The organism is Pseudomonas sp. R76 (assembly GCF_009834565.1).
GTDB lineage: Bacteria > Pseudomonadota > Gammaproteobacteria > Pseudomonadales > Pseudomonadaceae > Aquipseudomonas.
The window spans coordinates 1650109-1671466 of the sequence record NZ_CP019428.1; the positions used below are offsets into that span (position 1 = coordinate 1650109).

23 protein-coding genes are annotated in these 21358 nt (G+C 61.0%); 18 read left to right on the top strand and 5 right to left on the bottom strand.

Annotation, left to right across the window (positions count from 1 at the left end; translation table 11 throughout):
* The first annotated feature begins 15 nt into the window (after positions 1–15).
* The 9 genes from PspR76_RS07465 (at position 16) to PspR76_RS07505 (ending at position 8537) form a co-directional block, all read left to right on the top strand.
* Positions 16–1017 (top strand): response regulator, encoded by a 1002-nt coding sequence (locus PspR76_RS07465; protein ID WP_159954619.1) that lies wholly within the window; start codon positions 16–18, stop codon positions 1015–1017.
* A 234-nt stretch (positions 1018–1251) separates the two neighbouring features.
* Positions 1252–2347, top strand: a protein-coding gene (gene prfB, locus PspR76_RS07470; protein WP_096236834.1) for a peptide chain release factor 2 whose coding sequence is annotated in 2 segments (ribosomal slippage) — positions 1252–1323 and positions 1325–2347 — 1095 coding nt in all. Because the reading frame shifts where the segments join, the coding sequence is not laid out codon by codon here.
* 109 nt (positions 2348–2456) lie between these two features.
* Positions 2457–3959: a lysine--tRNA ligase gene (gene lysS, locus PspR76_RS07475; protein ID WP_008431110.1), complete on the top strand. Its 1503-nt coding sequence runs from the start codon at positions 2457–2459 to the stop codon at positions 3957–3959.
* Between the two features lie 227 nt (positions 3960–4186).
* On the top strand, positions 4187–4903 hold the full coding sequence (locus tag PspR76_RS07480) for a TetR/AcrR family transcriptional regulator (RefSeq protein WP_159954620.1): 717 nt from the start codon (positions 4187–4189) through the stop codon (positions 4901–4903).
* A 33-nt stretch (positions 4904–4936) separates the two neighbouring features.
* Positions 4937–5485, top strand: coding sequence for a hypothetical protein (locus tag PspR76_RS07485; RefSeq protein WP_159954621.1), 549 nt, complete (start codon positions 4937–4939; stop codon positions 5483–5485).
* 21 nt (positions 5486–5506) lie between these two features.
* Positions 5507–6784, top strand: coding sequence for a flavohemoglobin expression-modulating QEGLA motif protein (locus tag PspR76_RS07490; protein WP_159954622.1), 1278 nt, complete (start codon positions 5507–5509; stop codon positions 6782–6784).
* 176 nt (positions 6785–6960) lie between these two features.
* Positions 6961–7866 (top strand): alpha/beta hydrolase, encoded by a 906-nt coding sequence (locus PspR76_RS07495; protein WP_159954623.1) that lies wholly within the window; start codon positions 6961–6963, stop codon positions 7864–7866.
* Positions 7863–8189: a hypothetical protein gene (locus PspR76_RS07500; RefSeq protein ID WP_048720026.1), complete on the top strand. Its 327-nt coding sequence runs from the start codon at positions 7863–7865 to the stop codon at positions 8187–8189. The genes PspR76_RS07495 and PspR76_RS07500 overlap by 4 nt, the downstream gene beginning before the upstream one ends.
* Before the next feature lie 99 nt (positions 8190–8288).
* Complete coding sequence (locus PspR76_RS07505; protein WP_159954624.1) at positions 8289–8537, top strand: hypothetical protein; 249 nt, start codon at positions 8289–8291, stop codon at positions 8535–8537.
* A 50-nt stretch (positions 8538–8587) separates the two neighbouring features.
* On the opposite strand, the gene PspR76_RS07510 is transcribed toward PspR76_RS07505, so the two are convergent.
* The 3 genes from PspR76_RS07510 to PspR76_RS07520 form a co-directional block, all read right to left on the bottom strand.
* Complete coding sequence (locus tag PspR76_RS07510) at positions 8588–9373, bottom strand: OmpA family protein (RefSeq protein WP_159954625.1); 786 nt, start codon at positions 9371–9373, stop codon at positions 8588–8590.
* Between the two features lie 56 nt (positions 9374–9429).
* Positions 9430–9855 (bottom strand): DUF4398 domain-containing protein, encoded by a 426-nt coding sequence (locus PspR76_RS07515; RefSeq protein ID WP_159954626.1) that lies wholly within the window; start codon positions 9853–9855, stop codon positions 9430–9432.
* Between the two features lie 283 nt (positions 9856–10138).
* The gene (locus tag PspR76_RS07520; protein ID WP_159954627.1) at positions 10139–10483 is read right to left on the bottom strand and encodes a pilin assembly protein; all 345 of its coding nucleotides are present in this window, start codon (positions 10481–10483) and stop codon (positions 10139–10141) included.
* A gap of 185 nt (positions 10484–10668) precedes the next feature.
* Between PspR76_RS07520 and ppc the strand changes: the two genes are divergently transcribed.
* The 7 genes from ppc (at position 10669) to PspR76_RS07555 (ending at position 17900) form a co-directional block, all read left to right on the top strand.
* Positions 10669–13314, top strand: coding sequence for a phosphoenolpyruvate carboxylase (gene ppc, locus PspR76_RS07525; protein WP_159954628.1), 2646 nt, complete (start codon positions 10669–10671; stop codon positions 13312–13314).
* 279 nt (positions 13315–13593) lie between these two features.
* Complete coding sequence (gene adk, locus PspR76_RS07530; protein ID WP_159954629.1) at positions 13594–14241, top strand: adenylate kinase; 648 nt, start codon at positions 13594–13596, stop codon at positions 14239–14241.
* A gap of 90 nt (positions 14242–14331) precedes the next feature.
* On the top strand, positions 14332–15018 hold the full coding sequence (gene tsaB / locus PspR76_RS07535) for a tRNA (adenosine(37)-N6)-threonylcarbamoyltransferase complex dimerization subunit type 1 TsaB (protein ID WP_159954630.1): 687 nt from the start codon (positions 14332–14334) through the stop codon (positions 15016–15018).
* A 160-nt stretch (positions 15019–15178) separates the two neighbouring features.
* Positions 15179–15484, top strand: coding sequence for a hypothetical protein (locus tag PspR76_RS07540; protein ID WP_159954631.1), 306 nt, complete (start codon positions 15179–15181; stop codon positions 15482–15484).
* Positions 15484–16344, top strand: a complete 861-nt coding sequence (locus PspR76_RS07545) for a DUF72 domain-containing protein (RefSeq protein WP_159954632.1) — start codon at positions 15484–15486, stop codon at positions 16342–16344. The genes PspR76_RS07540 and PspR76_RS07545 overlap by 1 nt, the downstream gene beginning before the upstream one ends.
* 26 nt (positions 16345–16370) lie before the next feature.
* Positions 16371–17198, top strand: coding sequence for an isocitrate lyase/PEP mutase family protein (locus PspR76_RS07550; protein WP_159954633.1), 828 nt, complete (start codon positions 16371–16373; stop codon positions 17196–17198).
* A 3-nt stretch (positions 17199–17201) separates the two neighbouring features.
* Positions 17202–17900, top strand: a complete 699-nt coding sequence (locus PspR76_RS07555) for an extensin-like domain-containing protein (protein WP_159954634.1) — start codon at positions 17202–17204, stop codon at positions 17898–17900.
* A 3-nt stretch (positions 17901–17903) separates the two neighbouring features.
* Here PspR76_RS07555 and PspR76_RS07560 read toward each other — a convergent pair whose 3' ends face one another.
* Positions 17904–18524 carry an energy transducer TonB gene (locus PspR76_RS07560; RefSeq protein ID WP_159954635.1) on the bottom strand — a complete coding sequence of 207 codons (621 nt, stop codon included), beginning with the start codon at positions 18522–18524 and terminating at the stop codon, positions 17904–17906.
* A gap of 96 nt (positions 18525–18620) precedes the next feature.
* Between PspR76_RS07560 and PspR76_RS07565 the strand changes: the two genes are divergently transcribed.
* Positions 18621–19403 (top strand): class I SAM-dependent methyltransferase, encoded by a 783-nt coding sequence (locus tag PspR76_RS07565; RefSeq protein ID WP_159954636.1) that lies wholly within the window; start codon positions 18621–18623, stop codon positions 19401–19403.
* A gap of 116 nt (positions 19404–19519) precedes the next feature.
* Here PspR76_RS07565 and PspR76_RS07570 read toward each other — a convergent pair whose 3' ends face one another.
* Positions 19520–20155 carry a TetR/AcrR family transcriptional regulator gene (locus PspR76_RS07570; protein ID WP_159954637.1) on the bottom strand — a complete coding sequence of 212 codons (636 nt, stop codon included), beginning with the start codon at positions 20153–20155 and terminating at the stop codon, positions 19520–19522.
* 93 nt (positions 20156–20248) lie between these two features.
* Between PspR76_RS07570 and PspR76_RS07575 the strand changes: the two genes are divergently transcribed.
* Positions 20249–21352: an efflux RND transporter periplasmic adaptor subunit gene (locus PspR76_RS07575; RefSeq protein ID WP_159954638.1), complete on the top strand. Its 1104-nt coding sequence runs from the start codon at positions 20249–20251 to the stop codon at positions 21350–21352.
* Positions 21353–21358 lie beyond the last annotated feature (6 nt).

Sequence of the window (21358 nt, forward strand, 5' to 3'; positions counted from 1 at the left end):
TTCAGGTGACTGCACATGAATGATCTACAGATCGACGACATCAAGACCGACGAAAATGCCGCCATGGTGTTGCTGGTCGACGACCAGGCCATGATCGGCGAAGCCGTGCGGCGTGGCCTGGCCCATGAAGAAAACATCGATTTCCACTTTTGCGCCGACCCGCATCAGGCGATTGCCCAGGCGATTCGCATCAAACCCACGGTGATCCTGCAGGATTTGGTCATGCCGGGCCTCGACGGCCTGACGCTGGTGCGCGAATACCGCAACCATCCGGCCACGGCGAATATCCCGATCATCGTGCTGTCCACCAAGGAAGACCCACTGATCAAAAGCGCGGCGTTTGCGGCCGGGGCCAACGATTACCTGGTCAAACTGCCGGACAACATCGAGCTGGTGGCGCGCATTCGTTATCACTCGCGCTCCTACATGACCCTGTTGCAGCGGGATGCGGCGTATCGCGCATTGCGCGTCAGCCAGCAGCAACTGCTCGACACCAACCTGGTGCTGCAACGCTTGATGAACTCCGACGGCCTGACCGGGCTGTCCAATCGCCGCCACTTCGACGAATACCTGGAACTGGAATGGCGCCGCGCCATGCGTGACCAGACTCAGTTGTCGCTCTTGATGATCGATGTGGACTTCTTCAAGACCTACAACGACAGTTTCGGCCACGTCGAGGGCGATGAAGCCCTGCGCAAGGTCGCGGCGGCAATCCGCGAAGCCAGCAGTCGTCCTTCGGACTTGCCGGCGCGTTACGGCGGTGAAGAGTTTGCCCTGGTGTTGCCGAACACTTCGCCGGGCGGCGCACGCCTGGTGGCGGAAAAGCTGCGCATGGCGGTTGAGGCGTTGAAGATTCCGCATATTGCACCGGCCGAAGGCGCGAGCCTGACGATCAGCATTGGGCTGTCGACCATGACGCCGGTGCAGAGCACGGATTGTCGGCAGCTAATCATGGCGGCGGACAAGGGTTTGTATACGGCCAAGCACAATGGGCGTAATCAGGTCGGTATCGAATAACCCGCAACGACGCTGATCCCCTGTGGGAGCTGGCTTGCCTGCGATAGCGGCCTGTCAGTTACCACCTCCGTATCTGATACACCGCCATCGCAGGCAAGCCAGCTCCCACATTTGATCTGCATCCTTGTGCAGATCGTGCATATACCCGCCTTTTCGCCAAGCGGGCTGCCGTTGTCGCCGGTTTGTCGTTATACTCGTCGGCTTTCAAAAGTTCGCCAACGAGTGCTGCCCGCCATGGAAATCAACCCGATCCTTAACACCATCAAGGACCTGTCCGAGCGCTCCGAAACTATTCGGGGGTATCTTTGACTACGATCAAAAGCATGAGCGTCTGACCGAAGTCAATCGCGAGCTTGAAGATCCGGCTGTCTGGAACAAACCTGAATACGCCCAGGAACTGGGCCGCGAGCGCGCTGCGCTGGCGCAGATCGTCGACACCCTCGACGAGTTGAACACCGGTCTGGGCGATTGCCGCGACCTGCTGGACATGGCCGTCGAAGAAAATGACGAAGGCGCAGTGGGCGATGTCGTCGCCGAGCTGGCCCGTCTCGAGGAAAACCTCGCCAAGCTCGAATTCCGCCGCATGTTCAGCCACGAAATGGACCCGAACAACGCCTACCTGGACATCCAGGCCGGTTCCGGGGGCACCGAGGCCCAGGACTGGGCCAACATCCTGCTGCGCATGTACCTGCGCTGGGCTGACAAACGCGGTTTCGACGCCACCATCATGGAGCTGTCGGCCGGTGAAGTCGCCGGTATCAAAGGCGCGACCGTGCACATCAAGGGTGAATATGCCTTTGGCTGGTTGCGCACCGAGATCGGCGTACACCGTCTGGTGCGCAAGAGCCCGTTCGACTCCGGCAACCGTCGCCACACCTCGTTCTCTGCGGTGTTCGTCTCGCCTGAGATCGACGACAAAGTGGAAATCGAGATCAACCCGGCCGACCTGCGGATCGACACCTACCGCTCCTCCGGTGCCGGTGGTCAGCACGTAAACACCACCGACTCGGCCGTGCGTATCACCCACGTACCGACCAACACCGTGGTCAGCTGCCAGAACGAACGTTCCCAGCACGCGAACAAGGACACCGCCATGAAAATGCTGCGGGCCAAGTTGTACGAGCAGGAAATGCAGAAGCGCAACGCCGCTTCCCAGGCGCTGGAAGACACCAAGTCGGATATCGGCTGGGGTCACCAGATCCGTTCGTACGTGCTCGATGCGTCGCGGATCAAGGATCTGCGCACTAACATCGAACGCAGCGACTGCGACAAGGTACTCGACGGTGATATCGACGAATACCTGGAAGCCAGCCTGAAATCGGGCTTGTAACACATGCAATGCGGGATTGGCTGACACCCCTCGATCCCTGTGGGAGCGGGCTTGCCCGCGATCCCCAGCCACAGGCTGGGGCAACGAACCTGATGGAAAATTTAAAGACATGAGCGACCAACAACTCGACCCGCAAGCCCTGCAACAGGAAGAAAACTCCCTGATCGCCCTGCGCAAGGAAAAGCTGGCTGCCGAGCGCGCCAAGGGTAACGCCTTCCCGAACGACTTCCGCCGCGAAAACTACTGCGATGCCTTGCAGAAACAGTACGCGGACAAGACCAAGGAAGAGCTGGCCGAGGCTGCAATCCCGGTCAAGGTTGCCGGTCGCATCATGCTCAACCGTGGCTCGTTCATGGTGATCCAGGACATGACCGGTCGCATTCAGGTTTACGTCAACCGTAAAACCCTGTCCGAAGAAACCCTGGCCTCGGTGAAAACCTGGGACATGGGCGACATCATTGCCGCCGAAGGCACCCTGGCGCGTTCCGGCAAGGGCGACCTGTACGTTGAAATGACCAGCGTGCGCCTGCTGACCAAGTCGCTGCGCCCGCTGCCGGACAAGCACCACGGCCTGACCGACACCGAACAGCGCTACCGTCAGCGCTACGTTGACCTGATCGTCAACGAAGAAGTACGCCAGACTTTCCGCGTGCGTTCGCAGGTCATTGCGCACATCCGCAGCTTCCTGATGAAGCGTGACTTCCTCGAAGTCGAAACCCCGATGCTGCAAACCATCCCGGGTGGTGCCGCCGCCAAGCCGTTCGAAACCCACCACAACGCGCTGGACATGGAAATGTTCCTGCGCATTGCGCCTGAGCTGTACCTCAAGCGCCTCGTGGTTGGCGGCTTCGAAAAAGTGTTCGAGATCAACCGCAACTTCCGTAACGAAGGCGTTTCGACCCGTCACAACCCGGAATTCACCATGTTGGAGTTCTACCAGGCTTACGCCGACTACGAAGACAACATGGACCTCACCGAAGAACTGTTCCGCGAGCTGGCGCAGCTGGTCCTGGGCAGCACCGACGTGCCGTACGGCGACAAGGTGTTCCACTTCGGCGAGCCGTTTGTGCGCCTGTCGGTGTTCGATTCGATCCTCAAGTACAACCCTGAGTTGACCGCTGACGACCTGAACGATATCGACAAGGCCCGCGCCATCGCCAAGAAAGCCGGCGCCAAGGTGCTGGGCTTTGAAGGCCTGGGCAAACTGCAGGTGATGATTTTCGAAGAGCTGGTGGAGCACAAGCTGGAACAGCCGCACTTCATTACCCAGTACCCGTTCGAAGTGTCGCCGCTGGCCCGTCGCAACGATGACAACCCGAACGTCACCGACCGTTTCGAGCTGTTTATCGGTGGCCGCGAAATCGCCAACGCCTACTCCGAGTTGAACGACGCGGAAGACCAGGCCGAGCGCTTCATGGCCCAGGTGGCCGACAAGGACGCCGGCGACGACGAAGCCATGCATTACGACGCCGACTTCGTCCGCGCCCTGGAATACGGCATGCCGCCAACCGCCGGTGAAGGTATCGGCATCGACCGCCTGGTGATGCTGTTGACCAACTCGCCGTCGATCCGCGACGTGATCTTGTTCCCGCACATGCGGCCACAAGCGTAACCGTAGCGAAACCCGAAGCCGCCTTTTATAAGGCGGCTTTTTTATGTGGTGTATTCAGCCGTCAAGAGAACGGCGCCAGGTGATCGTCCCCACACCGTGCGTGGGATGATCGTTCCCTCGCTCTGCGTGGGAATGCAACCCGTGACGCTCCGCGATGATCGTTCCCACGCTCTGCGTGGGAATGCAGTCCGTGACGCTCCGCGTCACCTTTTAAAGGAAGATCTGTCGTGAACCGCGTAATGGCTCAAAAAGGTGCCGCCGGCATTGCTGCTGCCGTGGCTGAAAGTGTTCAGTACCAGGGCCGCAAGGCCAGCCGACGAGGCAGCGAGCAGCGCAGGCAGGACATTCTTGATGCGGCCATGCGCATCGTCGTGCGCGACGGCGTACGTGGGGTTCGCCATCGCGCCGTCGCGGCCGAGGCCGGCGTGCCGTTGTCGGCCACCACCTACTACTTCAAGGATATCGATGACCTGCTCACCGATACCTTCGCCCAATACGTGGAACGCAGTGCCGCCTTCATGGGCAAGCTGTGGGTGCGCAACGAAGGCCTGCTGCGCGAGATGGTCGCCTATGGCGATGGCAGCCCGCAGTCGCGCTCGCAACTGGCCGACGACATCGCGCGGCTCACCGCCGACTACGTGCTGCGCCAACTGACCAACCGCCGCGAACACCTTATGGCCGAACAGGCCTTTCGCCAGGAAGCCTTGCTCAACCCGCGCCTGGCGGAGTTGGTGCGTTCCCATCAACAGATTCTGCTGCAGGGCACGGGGCAGTTTTTCCAGGTATTGGGCTCCCGCGAGCCGCAACAGGATGCCAAAGTGTTGACGGCGATAATCAGTCGGATGGAATATCAGGGCCTGCTTGGCGGCCCAGAGCCTCTGACCGGTGAAGAGATGCTTGAGATCCTCAAGCGTTACATGCATTTGGTGCTGGCCTCGGTCTAGCCTCATCTGGGAGCTGGCTTGATGGAGTACGCAATGAAAGCCTGGCGTGTCGCGATCATCGCCTTATCGTTCCTGTTGCTCAGCGGTTGTTTGGTGACCTTCAAGGACCCGCTGCCGGCCCGTGAAAGCGCGCCGGATGCCTTGCTCGGCCATTGGTCGAGCAAAAATGCCTGGGGTGAGCCCCTCAACCTGCAGATCACCCGCGACGGTGAGCACCGTTACAAAGCCGTGAGCTACCCTAAAGCCAAGCCGGGCCAGCGCGATGAGTACCTGTTCACGGTCTCGCGCCATGGCAGCCGCTGGTATTTGTCGGCGCCGCTGCCGGACAAACTCGGCGGACATTTTTTCCTGGCGGGCTTTGAGTTTGATGAAAAGCACGAATTGGTGGTCTACAACCTCGACCTTGAGCAGATCCATCAAGCCATAGGTCAAAAAGTGCTGCACGGCAGCACTGTCGATACTGTCGAAGGTGACGGCGTGCTGGTCGACAGCCCCATGGACCAGGTGTTTGCCTACCTGGATGACCCGGCCAATGCCGATGTGTTCGTTGAAGCCGTGCGCTACCAGCGTGCGGGCAAATAACGTTTAAAGGGGAAGCACCGGGTGGACGATTACCAGCAGACGATACGCACCTTGTCTGATCGCATTGTGCTGGCGCAAACACCGATTCGCGTCCTCGACGCCGTGAAGTGGGACGAAAACATTCGCCAAGGGTTCCTCAAGGCCAAGGGCAAGGCCATGCCCGCCGTGGACCGCGATTACTACCTGGGCCGGCCGCTGTCGTTCGACTCCAGCGCGGTCAAGCTGGAGTTCCAGAACATCGAGCGCGACATCACCCGCCGCCTTGGCCAGTTCAGCCCGGTGGGGCAGATCATGCGGCGCATGTGCCGCGAATACCGCATGGTGGTGCGCATGCTCGAAGCGCGCGGCACCGAGGACTTCGGCCTGATCTCCCAAGAGCTGTATGGCGCCGCCTCCGATGCGTTCCACGCCGGCGACCCGACCCTGGCTGACCTCGGCCTGATGCTGTCCGGCTACCTGAACAACATCGACGGCCGTGGCGATCTCAAAGACGAAGCCAAGACCCTCACCGCCAAAGACGCCGTGGCGTTGCTGCAAACCCGACTGAACAAAGTGTTTGGCGAGGCGGAAGAAACCATCCGCGTGTTTGAGTCCGACGGTATCGTCGCCGACGCGGCGGCCGGCGCCGATTACATCAAGATCCGCGCCGACGCGATGTTCAACGACCGCGATGTGCGCGCCCTGGAAGTGCATGAAGGCTTGGTGCACGTCGGCACCACGCTCAACGGCCAGAACCAGCCGATCTGCACGTTCCTGTCCAAAGGCCCGCCGTCCTCGACCGTGACCCAGGAAGGCTTGGCGATTTTGATGGAGATCATCACCTTTGCGTCCTACCCAAGCCGCTTGCGCAAACTGACCAACCGCACCCGCGCCATTCATATGGTCGAGGAGGGCGCCGACTTCCTGCAGGTGTTCGAATTCTTCCGCGAGCAAGGCTTTGAAATGGCCGAAAGCTACGGCAATGCCAGCCGGGTATTCCGTGGTTCAACGCCGACCGGTCTGCCGTTTACCAAGGATTTGTCCTACCTCAAGGGCTTTATCATGGTCTACAACTACATCCAGCTGGCCGTGCGCAAAGGCAAGCTGGAACAAGTGCCGTTGCTGTTCTGCGGCAAGACCACGTTGGAAGACATGCGGACCCTGCGCCAACTGGTGGACGAAGGCCTGGTGGTGCCGCCCAAATACCTGCCCGAGCAGTTCCGCGACATGAATGCGCTGGCGGCGTGGATGTGTTTCTCCAACTTCCTCAACCATCTGAGCCTGGATCGGATCGAGGCGGATTACTCGAATATTCTTTAGGGATTTCCCTGAAGAAACCAGGTCAAAAAATGTGGGAGCTGGCTTGCCTGCGATGGCTGACTGTCAGTTGATGCACTTGTAAATGACAGACCGCTTTCGCAGGCAAGCCAGCTCCCACACTTGATCTTCATTGATCTCAGGAACCGTTTTTCAACCCACTCACGAGGCTTCAACGGATGAGAATCCTCGGCATTCTTTGCCTGCTCTTGACCTTGAACGGCTGCAGTTCGCTGCTGTTCTACCCCGAACCCGGCCTGCCGTTCACGCCGGAAAAGGCCCATCTGCAGTACCGCGACGTCACGCTCACCACCGCCGATGGGGTAAAACTGCACGCCTGGTGGCTGCCGGCCAAAGCAGGGGTTCCGCTCAAGGGCACGGTGCTGCACCTGCATGGCAACGGCGGCAATCTGGCATGGCACCTGGGCGGCAGTTGGTGGTTGCCGGAACAGGGCTATCAAGTGCTGCTGCTGGACTATCGCGGTTATGGCCTGTCGGAAGGCAAGCCGTCGCTGCCGGCGATTTATCAGGACATCGATGCGGCGTTCAGCTGGATCGACAAGGCGCCCGAAACCCAGGGCCAACCGCTGGTTGTGCTGGGCCAAAGCCTGGGCGGCGCACTGGCGGTGCACTACCTGGCGGCGCACCCGCAGCGTCAGCCGCAGCTCAAGGCGTTGGTGCTCGACGGCGTGCCCGCCAGTTATCGTGACGTAGGACAATTCGCCCTCAGCACCTCGTGGTTAACATGGCCGTTTCAGGTGCCGCTGTCCTGGCTGGTGCCCGACGGCGACAGTGCGATCAATGCCATGCCGCAGCTGACCGGCGTGCCCAAGCTGCTGTTTCATAGCCTGGACGACCCGATCGTGCCGCTGGCCAACGGTATTCGCCTGTATCAGGCCGCGCCGCCGCCCAGGGTGTTGCAGTTGACCCGCGGCGGTCATGTGCAGACCTTTGCCGACAAGACCTGGCAAACCGTGATGCTGCGCTATCTGGACGACCCGCAGCACTTCAACGGTCTGCGTCGCCTGGGGGAAATCCCCAACTACCCGAACCCTACAGTTGATTCATCAGAGAGCCCGCAATGAGCGAAGAACGCAACATGATCCCGCTGATCCTCACCGGCATCGGCACCATCATCGGTACTGTCGGCTGCCTGTGGTTCTACGGCTACCTGCACTTCGCCAAGCCGGAGGATGCGTTGCTGCTCAGCGATTTCACCATGCTCAAGACGGTGCCCGGCGAGGACTACAAGATCTCCCTGACCCCTGCCGCGCAGGTGGCGCAGTGTGTGGACGGTGTGCTGGTGATGTTTGATACCGAGCAAAAAGGCTTGAGCGGTGTGCTGGTCAACAATAAGAAGCAAGCTGTGCGTTGTATGGGCCAGGAAACCCCGCAATTGGAGCAATAACCCGACTGCACGGAACCAATATTTGTACGAGACCACTGATGAGGGATGTCGGCAACTATGCGACACAACTTACTCAATGTGAACGTAGGGAGTATGAAGATGGTTTCGGGTATTGGCGGTGTGGGAAACATGGTGGGCAGTCTGTTTGGCGGTATGGACCAGATGCCGCAGGCGGGTGGTCATCAGAAGCAGGAAAAGGGCATAGAGGAGTTGAAGAAACGGTTGGAACAGTTGCTGACCAGCGCAGAGGGCGGTGGTGCTGAGCAAGGTGGCGGCGCTGGTGGTTTTTCGAATGGCTCGAAAATCAATATGCCAGAGATGAACACGAGTCAGGTCAATTTCATGTAGGCACAAAAAACCCCGCCAAGCTGGCGGGGTCCTTTATCTACATCAATCGATCAATTAGCAACGGAAGAACGTGGCTTGACCGGCTGGTTGTCGTTGGAGATGGTCACTTCAACGCGGCGGTTCATGGCACGGCCCGAGACGCTGCCGTTGTCGGCAACCGGGTATTCCTTGCCGTAACCCTGGGTCACGATGCGCGAGATATCCACGCCTTGTTGAGCCAGTGCACGTTGTACGGAAGCTGCACGACGCTCGGACAGGCTCTGGTTGTACGAGTCGGAGCCGGTGCTGTCGGTGTAGCCTTCGACGATCACTTTACGGTCCGGGTTATCACGCAGGAACTGCGCCAGCTTGGTGATGTTCACCAGGCCGCTGGACTTGAGATCGGACTTGTTGGTGGCGAACAGCACGTCACCAAAGGTCACCAGCGTACCGCGATCAGTCTGCTTGGCGTTCAAGCTGTCTTGCAGTTGCTTGATCTGCGCGTCACGGGCTTGCAGCAGGGCGCGAGCACGTTCGTCGCCAGCGTTTTTCAGCTTGGCTTCGGATTCGCGCAGCACGATGGTGTCTTTCGCCACTTCAACGCGCTGGTTGGTCAGGTAGGCCAGTTGGTCAACCTTCTTCTCGTCTTCCTTATCGCGGTAGGCCTTGTCAGCCTTGTCCAGCCATTCGCTGGCGTCCTTGGTTTCCAGCGCCGCAAGCTTGGTCGCTTGTGGGTTGGTTTGCAGGGCCGAGAAGTTGGTCCGTGCGTTTTCCAGGTTCGCGTTCGGCGGGGTGGAGCAGGCCGCCAAGGCAACGCTCATCGCCAGCAGGGCAGGGATCATCAATTGTTTACGCATAGTCGTGTCGTCCTTTCAATTCGATTTCGGGTGCAGTGCAGTCAGTGGTCTGGGCCTTATTGCTGTTGGATAACAGCGGGGCGCATGCCTTCCTGACGCAGCTCCTGAACAGCTTTCTGGGAGTCCTTCACAGCCTGTTGGGCTTTGGCGGCCTGGGATTTACGCTCAGCGACGCGAGCGTCCCACTCGGCTTGTTCAGCCAGTTGGCGAGCCTTGTCGTAGTTCTTGTCGTGCATGGCGATTTCGGCTTCTTTGAGCTTGTCCTGAGCCGACTTCATTTCTACCGCTGCGTACTCGGTGCCGCCGGCGCTGACAGCGCTGTTCACCGCAGATTGGGTCACAGCGTATTGCTCGGTCGGAGGGTTGCCGGCGCAGCCCGCCAGAACGAAGCTGGTGCCGATTGCCAGCGCGGCCAATTTCAGCCCGCGCAGGTGGTTAAACGAGGATTTGGCAGTGCTGGTCTTCATCGTCTTCAACTCCATTGGGTAACTCCTGAAAAACATCAAAATCCACTTCGTTGGTCAGCGGTTGCGGGCCCGGCGGTAAAGCACGAAATGCCCTTTCAAACGGCCGTTCCAAGTGATGGCTTACTGGCTGTGACCGGAGGCTTTTTTCAAAAGTTCAGAGAAGATGGCGAATTGCCTAAAAAAATATCTGACTGATCGGTCAGCGTTTAAAAGTTGGAACTTTTGCATTGCGCAGAGGTAGTCCGAGCCTCTAGGAGGCCCGGATTATCTGGGGGGAACGGAGTTTAAAGGATGTTTGTCAGTGCTTCTGTTCGTCAGTAGTGGCTGATAAAACATGCAGATAGCGGCGCGATAAAGTCAGAAAGCGTGGTGTGGGGCCGACGTCTTCGTACAGCGGGTCACCCTCTTCATCGGTGGCGATGACGTGCTGGCCCTTGATGTACGGAAAGCTCGCTTCCAGCTCTTCGAGGGCGGCGCCGATCAGCTCGCCGAGCAGTTCTTCGGTGTGGCGCTTGGGGTACATCTCGGCGATGGCGGCCAGGCGTGCGGCGGACTCCACGTCCAGGTGAATCGCGTACTCGGTTTTGGTCAGGCGACCCTTGGCGTTCTCTTCCCAATGCTGGGCCAGTTCTCGAATTTTCATGGCAACCTCAATAAAGCCTGCTGTGGCAGGCGGTGATGAGTGTCCAGTCGCCTGCGTGGATAACGCGACGACTCACTGTTGAGACTAGCTGCAACTCACAAGGTTTAAAGTGTCTTGTCAGAAACCGACGCGGGCGGCACTCTGGAACACCTGCGCGTCCCGGATTTCTGGCTGGAGATTGGTTGATGAGTGATATCGATGCACGCTTGCGTGAGGATGTTCACCTGCTGGGTGAGCTGTTGGGCAACACCATTCGAGAGCAGTACGGCGACGACTTTCTCGACAAGATCGAGCAGATCCGCAAAGGCGCGAAGGCTGACCGTCGTGGTGCCGCCGCCGAGCAGGCCGCCGGCGAGGAACTCAGCGCCAGCTTGAACCAATTGCAGGAAAACGAACTGTTGCCCGTGGCGCGGGCCTTCAACCAGTTCCTCAACCTGGCCAACATTGCCGAGCAATACCAGTTGATCCACCGGCGCGACGAGTCGCAACCGGCGCCGTTCGAGTCCCGCGTATTGCCCGAGCTGCTGGCCCGCTTGCAAGGCGAAGGCCACAGCAACGAATCCCTGGCTCGTCAGTTGGCGCGCCTGGACATTGAACTGGTGCTCACCGCTCACCCGACCGAAGTGGCGCGCCGCACCCTGATTCAGAAATACGATGCGATTGCCGCGCAACTGGCGCTGCAGGATCACCGCGACCTCACCACCGCCGAGCGCGCGCAGATCCGCGAACGCCTGCAACGGCTGATCGCCGAAGCCTGGCACACCGAGGAAATCCGCCGCGTGCGCCCGACGCCGGTCGACGAAGCCAAATGGGGCTTTGCGGTGATCGAACACTCGCTGTGGCATGCCATCCCCAATTACTTGCGCAAGGCTGACCAGGCGTTGCACGCCGCCACGGGCCTGCACCTGCCGTTGGAAGCGGCGCCGATTCGCTTTGCTTCGTGGATGGGCGGCGACCGTGACGGCAACCCGAATGTCACCGCGCCGGTCACCCGCGAAGTGCTGTTGCTGGCGCGCTGGATGGCGGCGGACTTGTACCTGCGCGACATCGACCACCTGGCCTCCGAACTGTCGATGCAGCAGGCCAGCCCGGCGTTGCAAGCCAAGGTCGGCGACAGCGTCGAGCCTTATCGCGCCTTGCTCAAGCAATTGCGCGAACGCCTGCGCGCGACGCGCCAATGGGCGCACACATCGCTGACCACCACCACCCCGGCACCGGCTGAGGTGCTGCAGAACAACCGCGATCTGCTCGACCCGCTGGAGCTGTGCTACCAGTCGTTGCACGAGTGCGGCATGGGCGTGATTGCTGATGGCCCGCTGCTCGACTGCCTGCGCCGCGCGGTGACGTTCGGCCTGTTCCTGGTACGCCTGGACGTGCGCCAGGATTCCAGCCGGCACTCGTCGGCCATGACTGAAATCACCGATTACCTGGGCCTGGGCCGTTATGAGGACTGGGACGAACAGGCGCGGATCAGCTTCCTGACCAAAGAGCTGGCCAACCGTCGACCGCTGTTGCCGGGTTACTTCAAACCGTCGGCAGACACCGCTGAGGTGTTGAACACCTGCAAGGAAATCGCTGCGGCACCGGCGGCCTCGCTGGGCTCTTATGTCATCTCAATGGCGGGCGCCGCCTCCGACGTGCTGGCGGTGCAGCTGCTGCTTAAAGAGTCGGGCGTGCAACGGCCGATGCGCGTGGTGCCGCTGTTTGAAACTCTGGCCGACCTGGATAACGCCGGGCCGGTCATGGAAACGCTGCTGCAATTGCCAGGCTATCGCGCGCGGTTGCAAGGCCCGCAGGAAGTGATGATTGGCTACTCGGACTCGGCCAAGGACGCCGGCACCACCGCCTCCGCCTGGGCGCAGTACCGGGCGCAGGAACGCTTGGTGGATATTTGCCGCGAACAACAGGTGGAATTGCTGTTGTTCCACGGTCGCGGCGGCACCGTCGGCCGTGGCGGCGGCCCGGCGCATGCGGCGATCCTGTCGCAGCCACCGGGCTCGGTGGCGGGGCGCTTCCGCACCACTGAGCAGGGCGAGATGATCCGCTTCAAGTTCGGCCTGCCGGACATCGCCGAGCAGAATCTCAACCTTTACCTGGCCGCCGTGCTGGAAGCCACATTGTTGCCACCGCCGCCGCCCGAACCGGCCTGGCGTCATTTGATGGACGAATTGGCGGCAGACGGTGTCAGCGCTTACCGCGCCGTAGTGCGGGAAAATCCGCAGTTCGTCGAGTACTTCCGCCAATCCACCCCAGAGCAGGAACTCGGCCGTCTGCCGTTGGGCAGTCGCCCCGCCAAGCGGCGTGCGGGGGGGATTGAAAGTTTGCGGGCCATCCCGTGGATCTTCGGCTGGACCCAGACCCGCCTGATGCTGCCCGCCTGGCTCGGCTGGGAAGCGGCCTTGAGCAAGGCGCTGGAGCGCGGCGAAGGCGAGTTGCTGGGGCAGATGCGCGAGCAATGGCCGTTCTTCCGCACCCGCATCGATATGCTGGAAATGGTGCTGGCCAAGGCGGATGCCGATATTGCGCGGCTGTATGACGAGCGTCTGGTGCAGCCTGACCTGCTGCCATTGGGTGCGCACTTACGCGACCTATTGTCGCAGGCGTGCAGCGTGGTGCTTGGCCTGACTGGCCAGTCGCAACTGCTGGCCCATAGCCCCGACACCCTTGAGTTCATCCGGCTGCGCAATACCTACCTCGACCCGCTGCACTTGCTGCAGGCCGAGTTGCTGGCGCGCTCGCGCCAACAGGAAGCAGCACAGGACAGCCCTCTGGAACAGGCGCTGCTGGTGTCTGTGGCCGGTATTGCCGCCGGTTTGCGTAACACCGGCTAAGGTTTTCTGCGTGTTCTCAAAGGCTTGCAGATAAACCACGACGGCCGCCCGGAAAAGGGCGGTCGGCGTTTATGGCGCCGGGTTGCACTCAGGCACACCCGACCTGTGACGCATGCGCGGCGCGGGTTCTTGCGACTTTCGGCGGCTTGTATGGATAGAGCCCGCTGTGTATCTTGATCAGCCTTTGGCCGTTTGATCGGCTAGACCCATATTTTTACGAGATTGGCCCCACGCGGCGAATCCGAGCGTCATCTCTATAAAAAATTGAGGAGCACATCGATGCGCGTCATTCTGCTGGGAGCTCCCGGGGCCGGTAAAGGTACTCAGGCAAAGTTCATCACTGAAAAATTCGGCATTCCACAAATCTCCACCGGTGACATGCTGCGCGCTGCCGTCAAGGCCGGCACCGAGCTGGGCCTGATCGCAAAAAGCGTGATGGACAGCGGCGGCCTGGTTTCCGATGACCTGATCATCAACCTGGTCAAGGAACGCATCAGCCAGGAAGACTGCAAGAACGGTTTCCTGTTCGACGGTTTCCCACGCACCATTCCCCAGGCTGAAGCCCTGGTGAAGGCCGGCGTCGAGCTGGACGCCGTGGTTGAAATCGCGGTTGAAGATGAAGAAATCGTCCAGCGTATCGCTGGCCGTCGTGTTCACGAAGCCTCGGGCCGCGTTTACCACATCGTTTACAACCCGCCAAAAGTGGCCGGAAAGGACGATGTCACCGGCGACGACCTGGTGCAGCGTAAAGACGACACCGAAGAAACCGTGCGCCATCGCCTGTCGGTCTACCATTCGCAGACCAAGCCACTGGTGGATTTCTACCAGAAGCTGTCGGCTGCCCAAGGCAAGCCGAAGTACAGCCACATCCCTGGCGTGGGTTCGGTAGAAGCCATCACCGCCAAGGTGCTGCAAGCGCTGAGCTGATCAAACGATCAGCTGCATGCACAACGGCCCGCTTGCGGGCCGTTGTTGTTTATACTGGCGCACTTTTTTTCGACTTGGACACCTACACCGATGAGCACCCTGCTGGCCCTGGACACCGCGACCGAAGCTTGCTCCGTTGCCTTGCTGCACGATGGCAAAGTAACCAGCCACTACGAGGTGATCCCACGCCTGCATGCGCAGAAGCTGTTGCCGATGATCAAGCAACTGCTTGAGGACGCGGGCACCACGCTTTCTGCCGTGGACGCCATCGCTTTCGGCCGTGGCCCGGGCGCATTCACCGGCGTGCGTATTGCCATCGGCGTGGTGCAGGGCCTGGCGTTTGCGCTGGAGCGCCCGGTGTTGCCGGTGTCCAACCTGGCCGTGCTGGCCCAGCGCGCCCTGCGTGAACACGGCGCTGCGCAAGTGGCGGCCGCCATCGATGCGCGCATGGACGAAGTCTATTGGGGCTGCTATCGCGAAACCGCTGGCGAAATGCGCCTGGTGGGCGTCGAAGCGGTGCAGGCGCCGGAGTCCTCGGTATTGCCTGCCGATGCCAGTGGTGACTGGTTCGGCGCGGGCACTGGTTGGGGTTATGGCGAGCGCATCGGCGTAAAACGGGTTGGCCAGGACGCCACGATGTTGCCACATGCCGAAGACTTGCTGACCCTGGCACGCTTCGCGTTCGAACGCGGCGAGGCGATTGCGGCGGATCAGGCGGCGCCGGTTTACTTGCGCGATAAGGTCGCGCAAACCAAGGCGGAACGCGGGATTATTTGACGCCAAAAATGATGGCAATTTGGGGCAAACTCCGCCAATCGTCAGAATTTGCCCCTGTTTGTAAACCTTTTACAAATTATGTGTTCTAGTTATCACCAGAGCATTTGCGCACTACGGAAAGTGCCGCTAAATTGCCATCATTGATACCGAGTCTGCATGTATGCGTATAGACGGCTTTTCCTCACAGTCCTACCCACTCAAGCGTAAGCCGCGCAAGGCAAACGTGACGGTAGACGATTCCGTCGAAGATTCGCCGGATTTCATCGAGGTTCAGTCCGAGTCGCATGCCAGCGCACAAGGCGCTGCAGGTGGCGCGCGTATCAGCGGTCTTCCCGCCCGTCAGCAAGACATGGTCTTCCCCCGCTCCATGAGCAAAAGCGTCGCCACCGCCCTGGCCAGCTACCTGACCACCGCCGGCTTTGTCGAATGGGATATGGAAGTGCTGGGTCTCGACATCCATATCTGATGCGTCTGCCTTACTTTATCGGCTGCCCGTCCTGGAGTGAAAACGCCTGGCGCGAGTACCTGTACCCGGCCGATGCGCGCTCCGGCGACTACCTTGCGCTGTATTCCCAAGTCTTCAACGCCGTTGAAGGCAACACCACATTTTATGCCCGACCCTCGGCCGCCACTGTGCAGCGCTGGGCTGAAATCATGCCTGAGGATTTTCGCTTCACCGCCAAATTCCCCGGCGACATCAGCCACGCTGGCGACCTGCGCGAGCAACTGCCGGCGGCGGAAAGTTTTGTCGGCTTGATGAGCCCGCTGGGCGAACGTGTTTCGCCGCTGTGGCTGCAATTGTCGGCGAGCTTTTCGCCACAACGCCTCGGTGAACTGGCCGGGTTTATTGATGGCCTGGAGCGCCCGCTGGCGGTGGAGGTGCGTCACCAGGCGTTCTTCGCCAAAGGCGATGCCGAGCGGATGCTCAACCGCCTGCTGCGCGACCGGGGTGTCGAGCGAATCTGCCTCGACCCGCGCGCCCTGTTCAGCTGCACCTCCACCTCGGCGGCCGTGCTGCACGCCCAATCGAAAAAGCCCAAGGTGCCGCCGCGCCCTGCTGCGCTGACGCTGTTTCCCCAAGTGCGTTTCATCGGCCATCCGGAGCTGGAAGCCAACGACCCGTTTCTGATCCCCTGGGTGGAAAAAATCGCCGGTTGGATCGAGGAAGGGCGTACGCCGTACGTGTTCCTGCACACCTCGGATAACCGCCTCGCCGCGCAACTGGCGCTGCGATTTCATGAAAAACTGATGGCGCGGTTGCCGGGCCTGCCGCCGCTGCCGACCTTGCATCGCGAACCCGCAGTGGAGCAACTGGGGTTACTCTAAGGCTCCTTTTTCGCCAGGAGTCAGACATGGATGCCCAAACCCTTCGCGCCGAAACCTTCAAGGCCCTGCACGAGCGTGATCGCGCGTTCGTGATGCCCAACCCGTGGGATGCCGGCTCGGCCATCATGCTTGCCAGCCTGGGCTTTGAGGCGTTGGCCACCACCAGCGCAGGGTTTGCGTTCAGCATCGGGCGGCCGGATGCGGAAGGCGCGTTGTCTCTGGAGGATACCTTGGGCAACGCCGGAACCATCGCGCGGGCGACTTCGCTGCCGGTGGCGGCGGACCTGGAAAACGGCTTCAGCGACACGCCTGAAGGCTGCGCCCAGACGATCCTGCGTGCGGCGGCCACCGGCATCGTCGGCGGCTCCATTGAGGACGCCACGGGCATTGCCGTCGACCCAATCTACCCTTTTGATTTGTCGGTTGAGCGCGTGGAAGCCGCCGTTGTGGCTGCACGCAGCCTGCCATTTCCCTTCACGCTGACGGCTCGCGCGGAAAACCTCCTGCATGGTCGCCTGGATTTGCCTGACACCATCCGCCGCCTGCAGGCCTACGCCGAAGCGGGCGCCGACGTGTTGTATGCCCCGGCGCTGCGCAGCGCCGAAGAAGTACTGGCCGTGGTCAAGGCCGTCGCGCCAAAGCCTGTGAATGTGTTGATGTCCGGTGGCTTGAACCTCAGCGTCGCGCAGTTGAGCGCGATGGGCGTGCGCCGCATCAGCGTCGGCTCGGCCTTGGCGCTGGCGGCGTATGGCGAGTTCTACCGGGCTGCGCAGGAGGTGTATGAGTTGGGCACTTTTACCTTCACCGAGCGCAAGATGCCGTTCAGCCAGGCCAACCAATTCTTCAAGGGCTGAGCCGTGCGGTTTTTCAAAGTGATCGGTGTACTGCTGTTGCTGGCGTGTCTGTGCGCTGTTGGCGTGTGGCGGGGTTGGCTGCCGTTGCCTGATGAGTGGAACCCGTGGGCGCCGCTGGATGTGCGTGCCAGCCCGAACCTGCTGACCCGTTTCAAACTTGGCCGGTTGCAGGATGATCCGGCGCTGTGTGATCAGGTGCTGAAAACCTCGGGTTTGCGCGTCAGCCATCAGGCTGACAGCCCGGCGGACGCCGCATGCCCACTGCGCAACGTCTTGCGCGTACAGGGCGCCGACGTGGCCTTGAGCAGCAGTTTTCTCGCCAGTTGCCCGTTGGCTGTGGCGTTTGCCCTGTTCGAGCGCCACAGCCTGCAACCCGCGGCCCGGGCGGTATTTGGCCAGGCGGTGACGCGGGTCGATCACCTGGGCAGCTTTGCCTGTCGCAACATGTATAACCGCGCAGATGGCCGGCTGAGTCAGCATGCCTCGGCCAATGCCCTGGATATCGCCGGCTTTCGCCTCGCGGACGGGCGCAGCATCAGCGTGCTCAAGGACTGGCCCGGCGAGGGCGAAAGTGCACGGTTTTTGCGGCAAGTGCGCGACGCTGCGTGTGATGATTTCAACGTGGTGTTGAGCCCGGACTACAACGCCGCCCATCGCAACCACTTCCATCTGGACATGGGGCGTTGGTGGGTCTGTCGTTGATACTCAGGCGGCCAGGCGCAGGTTGTTGAGGATCAGTGGACGTGCCCAGTGGTAGTCGAAGTCGAGCGCCTTTTGCTGGGCTGCCAGTTCTTCGGCCGGGTAGGGCGTGGCAGGCGGTGGCAGCAGGTCCAGTTCGAACTCGGCGATCGGCAGGTGCAGCGGCTGGGGTTCCGGCGCCGGGCCAGGTTCAGGCAGCGGTTGGCCGGCGCTCAGTACAATCGGACGGACCCAGCCGCTTGCGAAGTTTTGCTGGCGTTGTTGGGCGACGATTTCATCGGCCGGGAACGGCGTGGCGGGCGGTGGCAGCAGCTCGGTTTCAAATTCGGCGATCGGCAGGAACAGCGGCTCCGGGGGGGCGATCTCGGTGTCTTTTACGTCGCACTCACGTTGGGTGAGGATCTGCGACAGCAGGTCGGCGCCTTCACTGGGCTCTACCGCCGGGTCTCTCGGTGCCGGTGCCTTGGCGGCGAGCGCGTCCGGCGTGTCGCCGAGCTGCTCGGCCAGCGCCCGGGCGAAGAAGTCCTGCCACACATGACTCACCCCGGCCAGCGCTTGAGTATTGCGCAGGCCGTAATGGTTGTGGGTCGGCAGTACACCGATAGTTAGGGGAAGAATGTCTGACATTTTTCTCGGTCGACGCTCAGCTCTGGCAAAATACCTGACTGTTGTTTTTATCGGCCGTTGTTTGCCGATCCTTAATATTTTTGAGCGTAGCGATTGATGAGCGAACAACCAGCGGCCAGCCGCATTCGGGTCGAGGCCTTGGCCGAAGGTTTTAAGGCGCGCGCCGAGCACTGGGCTGCGCAGCTTGGCTTGCCTTTGCAACTGGATGAGGCGGATTTTTCCCTGCAAGTCGGCGAACATGGCCTGCAGCTGCAACAGCTCGGGCCAGACGCGCCGGGGCCGGTGCGCGTGGACTTTGTCGAAGGTGGCGCAGCGCACCGGCGTTTATACGGCGGTGGCAGTGGGCAGATGATCGCCAAGGCCGTGGGCGTTGCCCAAGGCGTACGCCCACGGGTGCTGGACGCCACGGCGGGGCTGGGCAAGGACGCGTTTGTACTGGCCAGCCTGGGTTGCGAGATGAGCCTGATCGAGCGCCAGCCACTGATCGGCGCCTTGCTCGAAGACGGCCTGGCCCGTGGCGCGGATGATTTTGAAGTGGCACCGATTGTGGCGCGCATGCAGTTGCTCAAAGGCAACTCCATCGACGTGATGCGCAATTGGGAAGGTGAGCCGCCGCAGGTGATCTACCTCGACCCGATGTTTCCTCATCGTGAGAAAACTGCGTTAGTGAAGAAGGAAATGCGCCTGTTCCGGCCACTGGTGGGCGATGACCCGGACGCGCCGGCGTTGCTTGCCGCGGCGTTGGCCTTGGCCAGCCACCGTGTGGTGGTCAAGCGCCCGCGCAAGGCGCCGTGCATTGAAGGGCCCAAGCCGAGCCATGCGCTGGATGGCAAGTCGAGCCGGTATGACATCTATCCCAAGAAAGCGCTTAAGCCTTGAGGGCCTCATCGCAGGCAAGCCAGCTCCCACAGTTGACCGTGTTCTCATTGCTGGAATGCATTCTCCTGTGGGAGCTGGCTTGCCTGCGATAGGGCCGGTACAGGCAGCACAAGACGTCAGGGCCGATAAGCCCGCATAAACAACCCCACCACCTCCTGCACATGCGCCTCGGCGGCTTCTTCACTCAGTTGCCCGCCGCAGCCATACAGCAAACAGAAATTCGCCGTGCCCTTGAGCAGGCAAAAGAAGTGTTCGGCCGCCGTAAACGGTTTGTCGATGCTCAGCGCACCGCTCTGGTCGATCTTGCTGAGCAAGCGCTCCATGCCCTGCAGCATGCGCATGGGCCCGGCCTCAAAGAAGATCTGCGAGAGTTTCACGTCCTGATTGCCGGTGGTCATCATCAGGCGATGCAGGTTCACCGACTCTTCGCTGTTGATCAGCCGATGGAAACCCCGTGCGATGTTCAGCAGCACGGTGTCCACGGGCATACCTGCTGGCAGTTCGAAATACATCACCGGCAGTTGCTCTTCGCATTTCGCCACGACGGCGGCGGTGAACAGCGTCTCTTTGTCGGTGAAGTGGCTGTAGACGGTCAGTTTCGACACGCCGGCTTCAAGGGCCACGGCGTCCATGCTGGTGCTCGCGTAGCCATTACTCAAGAACAATACTTTCGCCGCTTCGAGGATTGCCTGGCGTTTTGCCATGTCCTTGGGACGCCCGGGGCTATTGGTGTTCACAGGATTGTCGGACATTTTCACCTTTAATACTGGACTGGTGAGTTTGGTATTAATAACATACCGGCCAGTATAATTATTCCTAGCTCCATTTGCGAAAGGTCCTTCAGCATGCGCAGTACTTTCCTGCCCCTTGCGTTGCCTGTCAGCCTGGTCTTCCTGTTGGCCGCCTGCGGCCATGAAGAAGCGGCCCAAACCACCATCCGCCCGGCCATGGTGGTGCAACCGCAGCCTTCGGCGCAGGCGATGGACAGCTTTCCAGGCGAGGTGCGGGCGCGGTATGAGCCGGACCTGGCCTTTCGCATTGGCGGCAAAGTCAGCAAACGCCTGGTGGAGGAGGGCGAGCGGGTCAAGGCCAACCAGCCGCTGGCCGAACTCGACCCGCAGGATGTGCGCCTGCAACTGGAAGCCACCCGCGCCCAAGTCGCCGCCGCCGAGGCCAACCTGAGCCTGGTGCGTGCCGAGCGTGACCGCTACAAGACCCTGATGGACCGTCAGATGGTCAGCCGTTCCCAGTACGACAATTCCGAAAACCTCTACCGCTCCGGCGAAGCACGCCTGAAGCAGATCAAGGCCGAGTTCGACGTGTCCAACAACCAGGCGAGTTACGCCGTGTTGCGTGCGCCGCAGGACGGTGTGGTCGCCAAGCGCGCGGTGGAAGTTGGCCAAGTGGTTTCCGCAGGCCAGACCGTGTTCACCCTGGCCACCGATGGCGAACGTGAAGTGCTGATCAGCCTGCCCGAGCAAGGCTTTGGCCGGTTCAAGATCGGCCAACCGGTGTCGGTCGAACTGTGGAGCCAGCCCGACCAGCGTTTTGCCGGGCGCATTCGTGAGCTGTCGCCTGCCGCCGACCCCAAATCCCGTACATTCGCTGCCCGCGTCGCGTTCACCGGCGGCAAAGTCCCGGCTGAACTGGGCCAGAGTGCCCGCGTGTTCATACAGGCCGATGGCGTGATTGCGCTGTCGGTGCCGCTGTCGGCCCTGAGTGCGGAGAACGGCGCGTCCTACGTCTGGGTGGTGCAGCCGGACAACACGCTCAAGCGCACCCCGGTGCGCATCGGCGCCTTCGGTGAAAAAAACGTGCCGGTACTGGAAGGCCTGGCGCCCACCGACTGGGTGATTGCAGCCGGTGTGCACGTGCTCCATGAGGGCCAGCAGGTGCGCCCGGTGGATCGCTCCAACCGCGTGGTGAATCTGGCGGCCAACAAGGAGTAGTCCCCG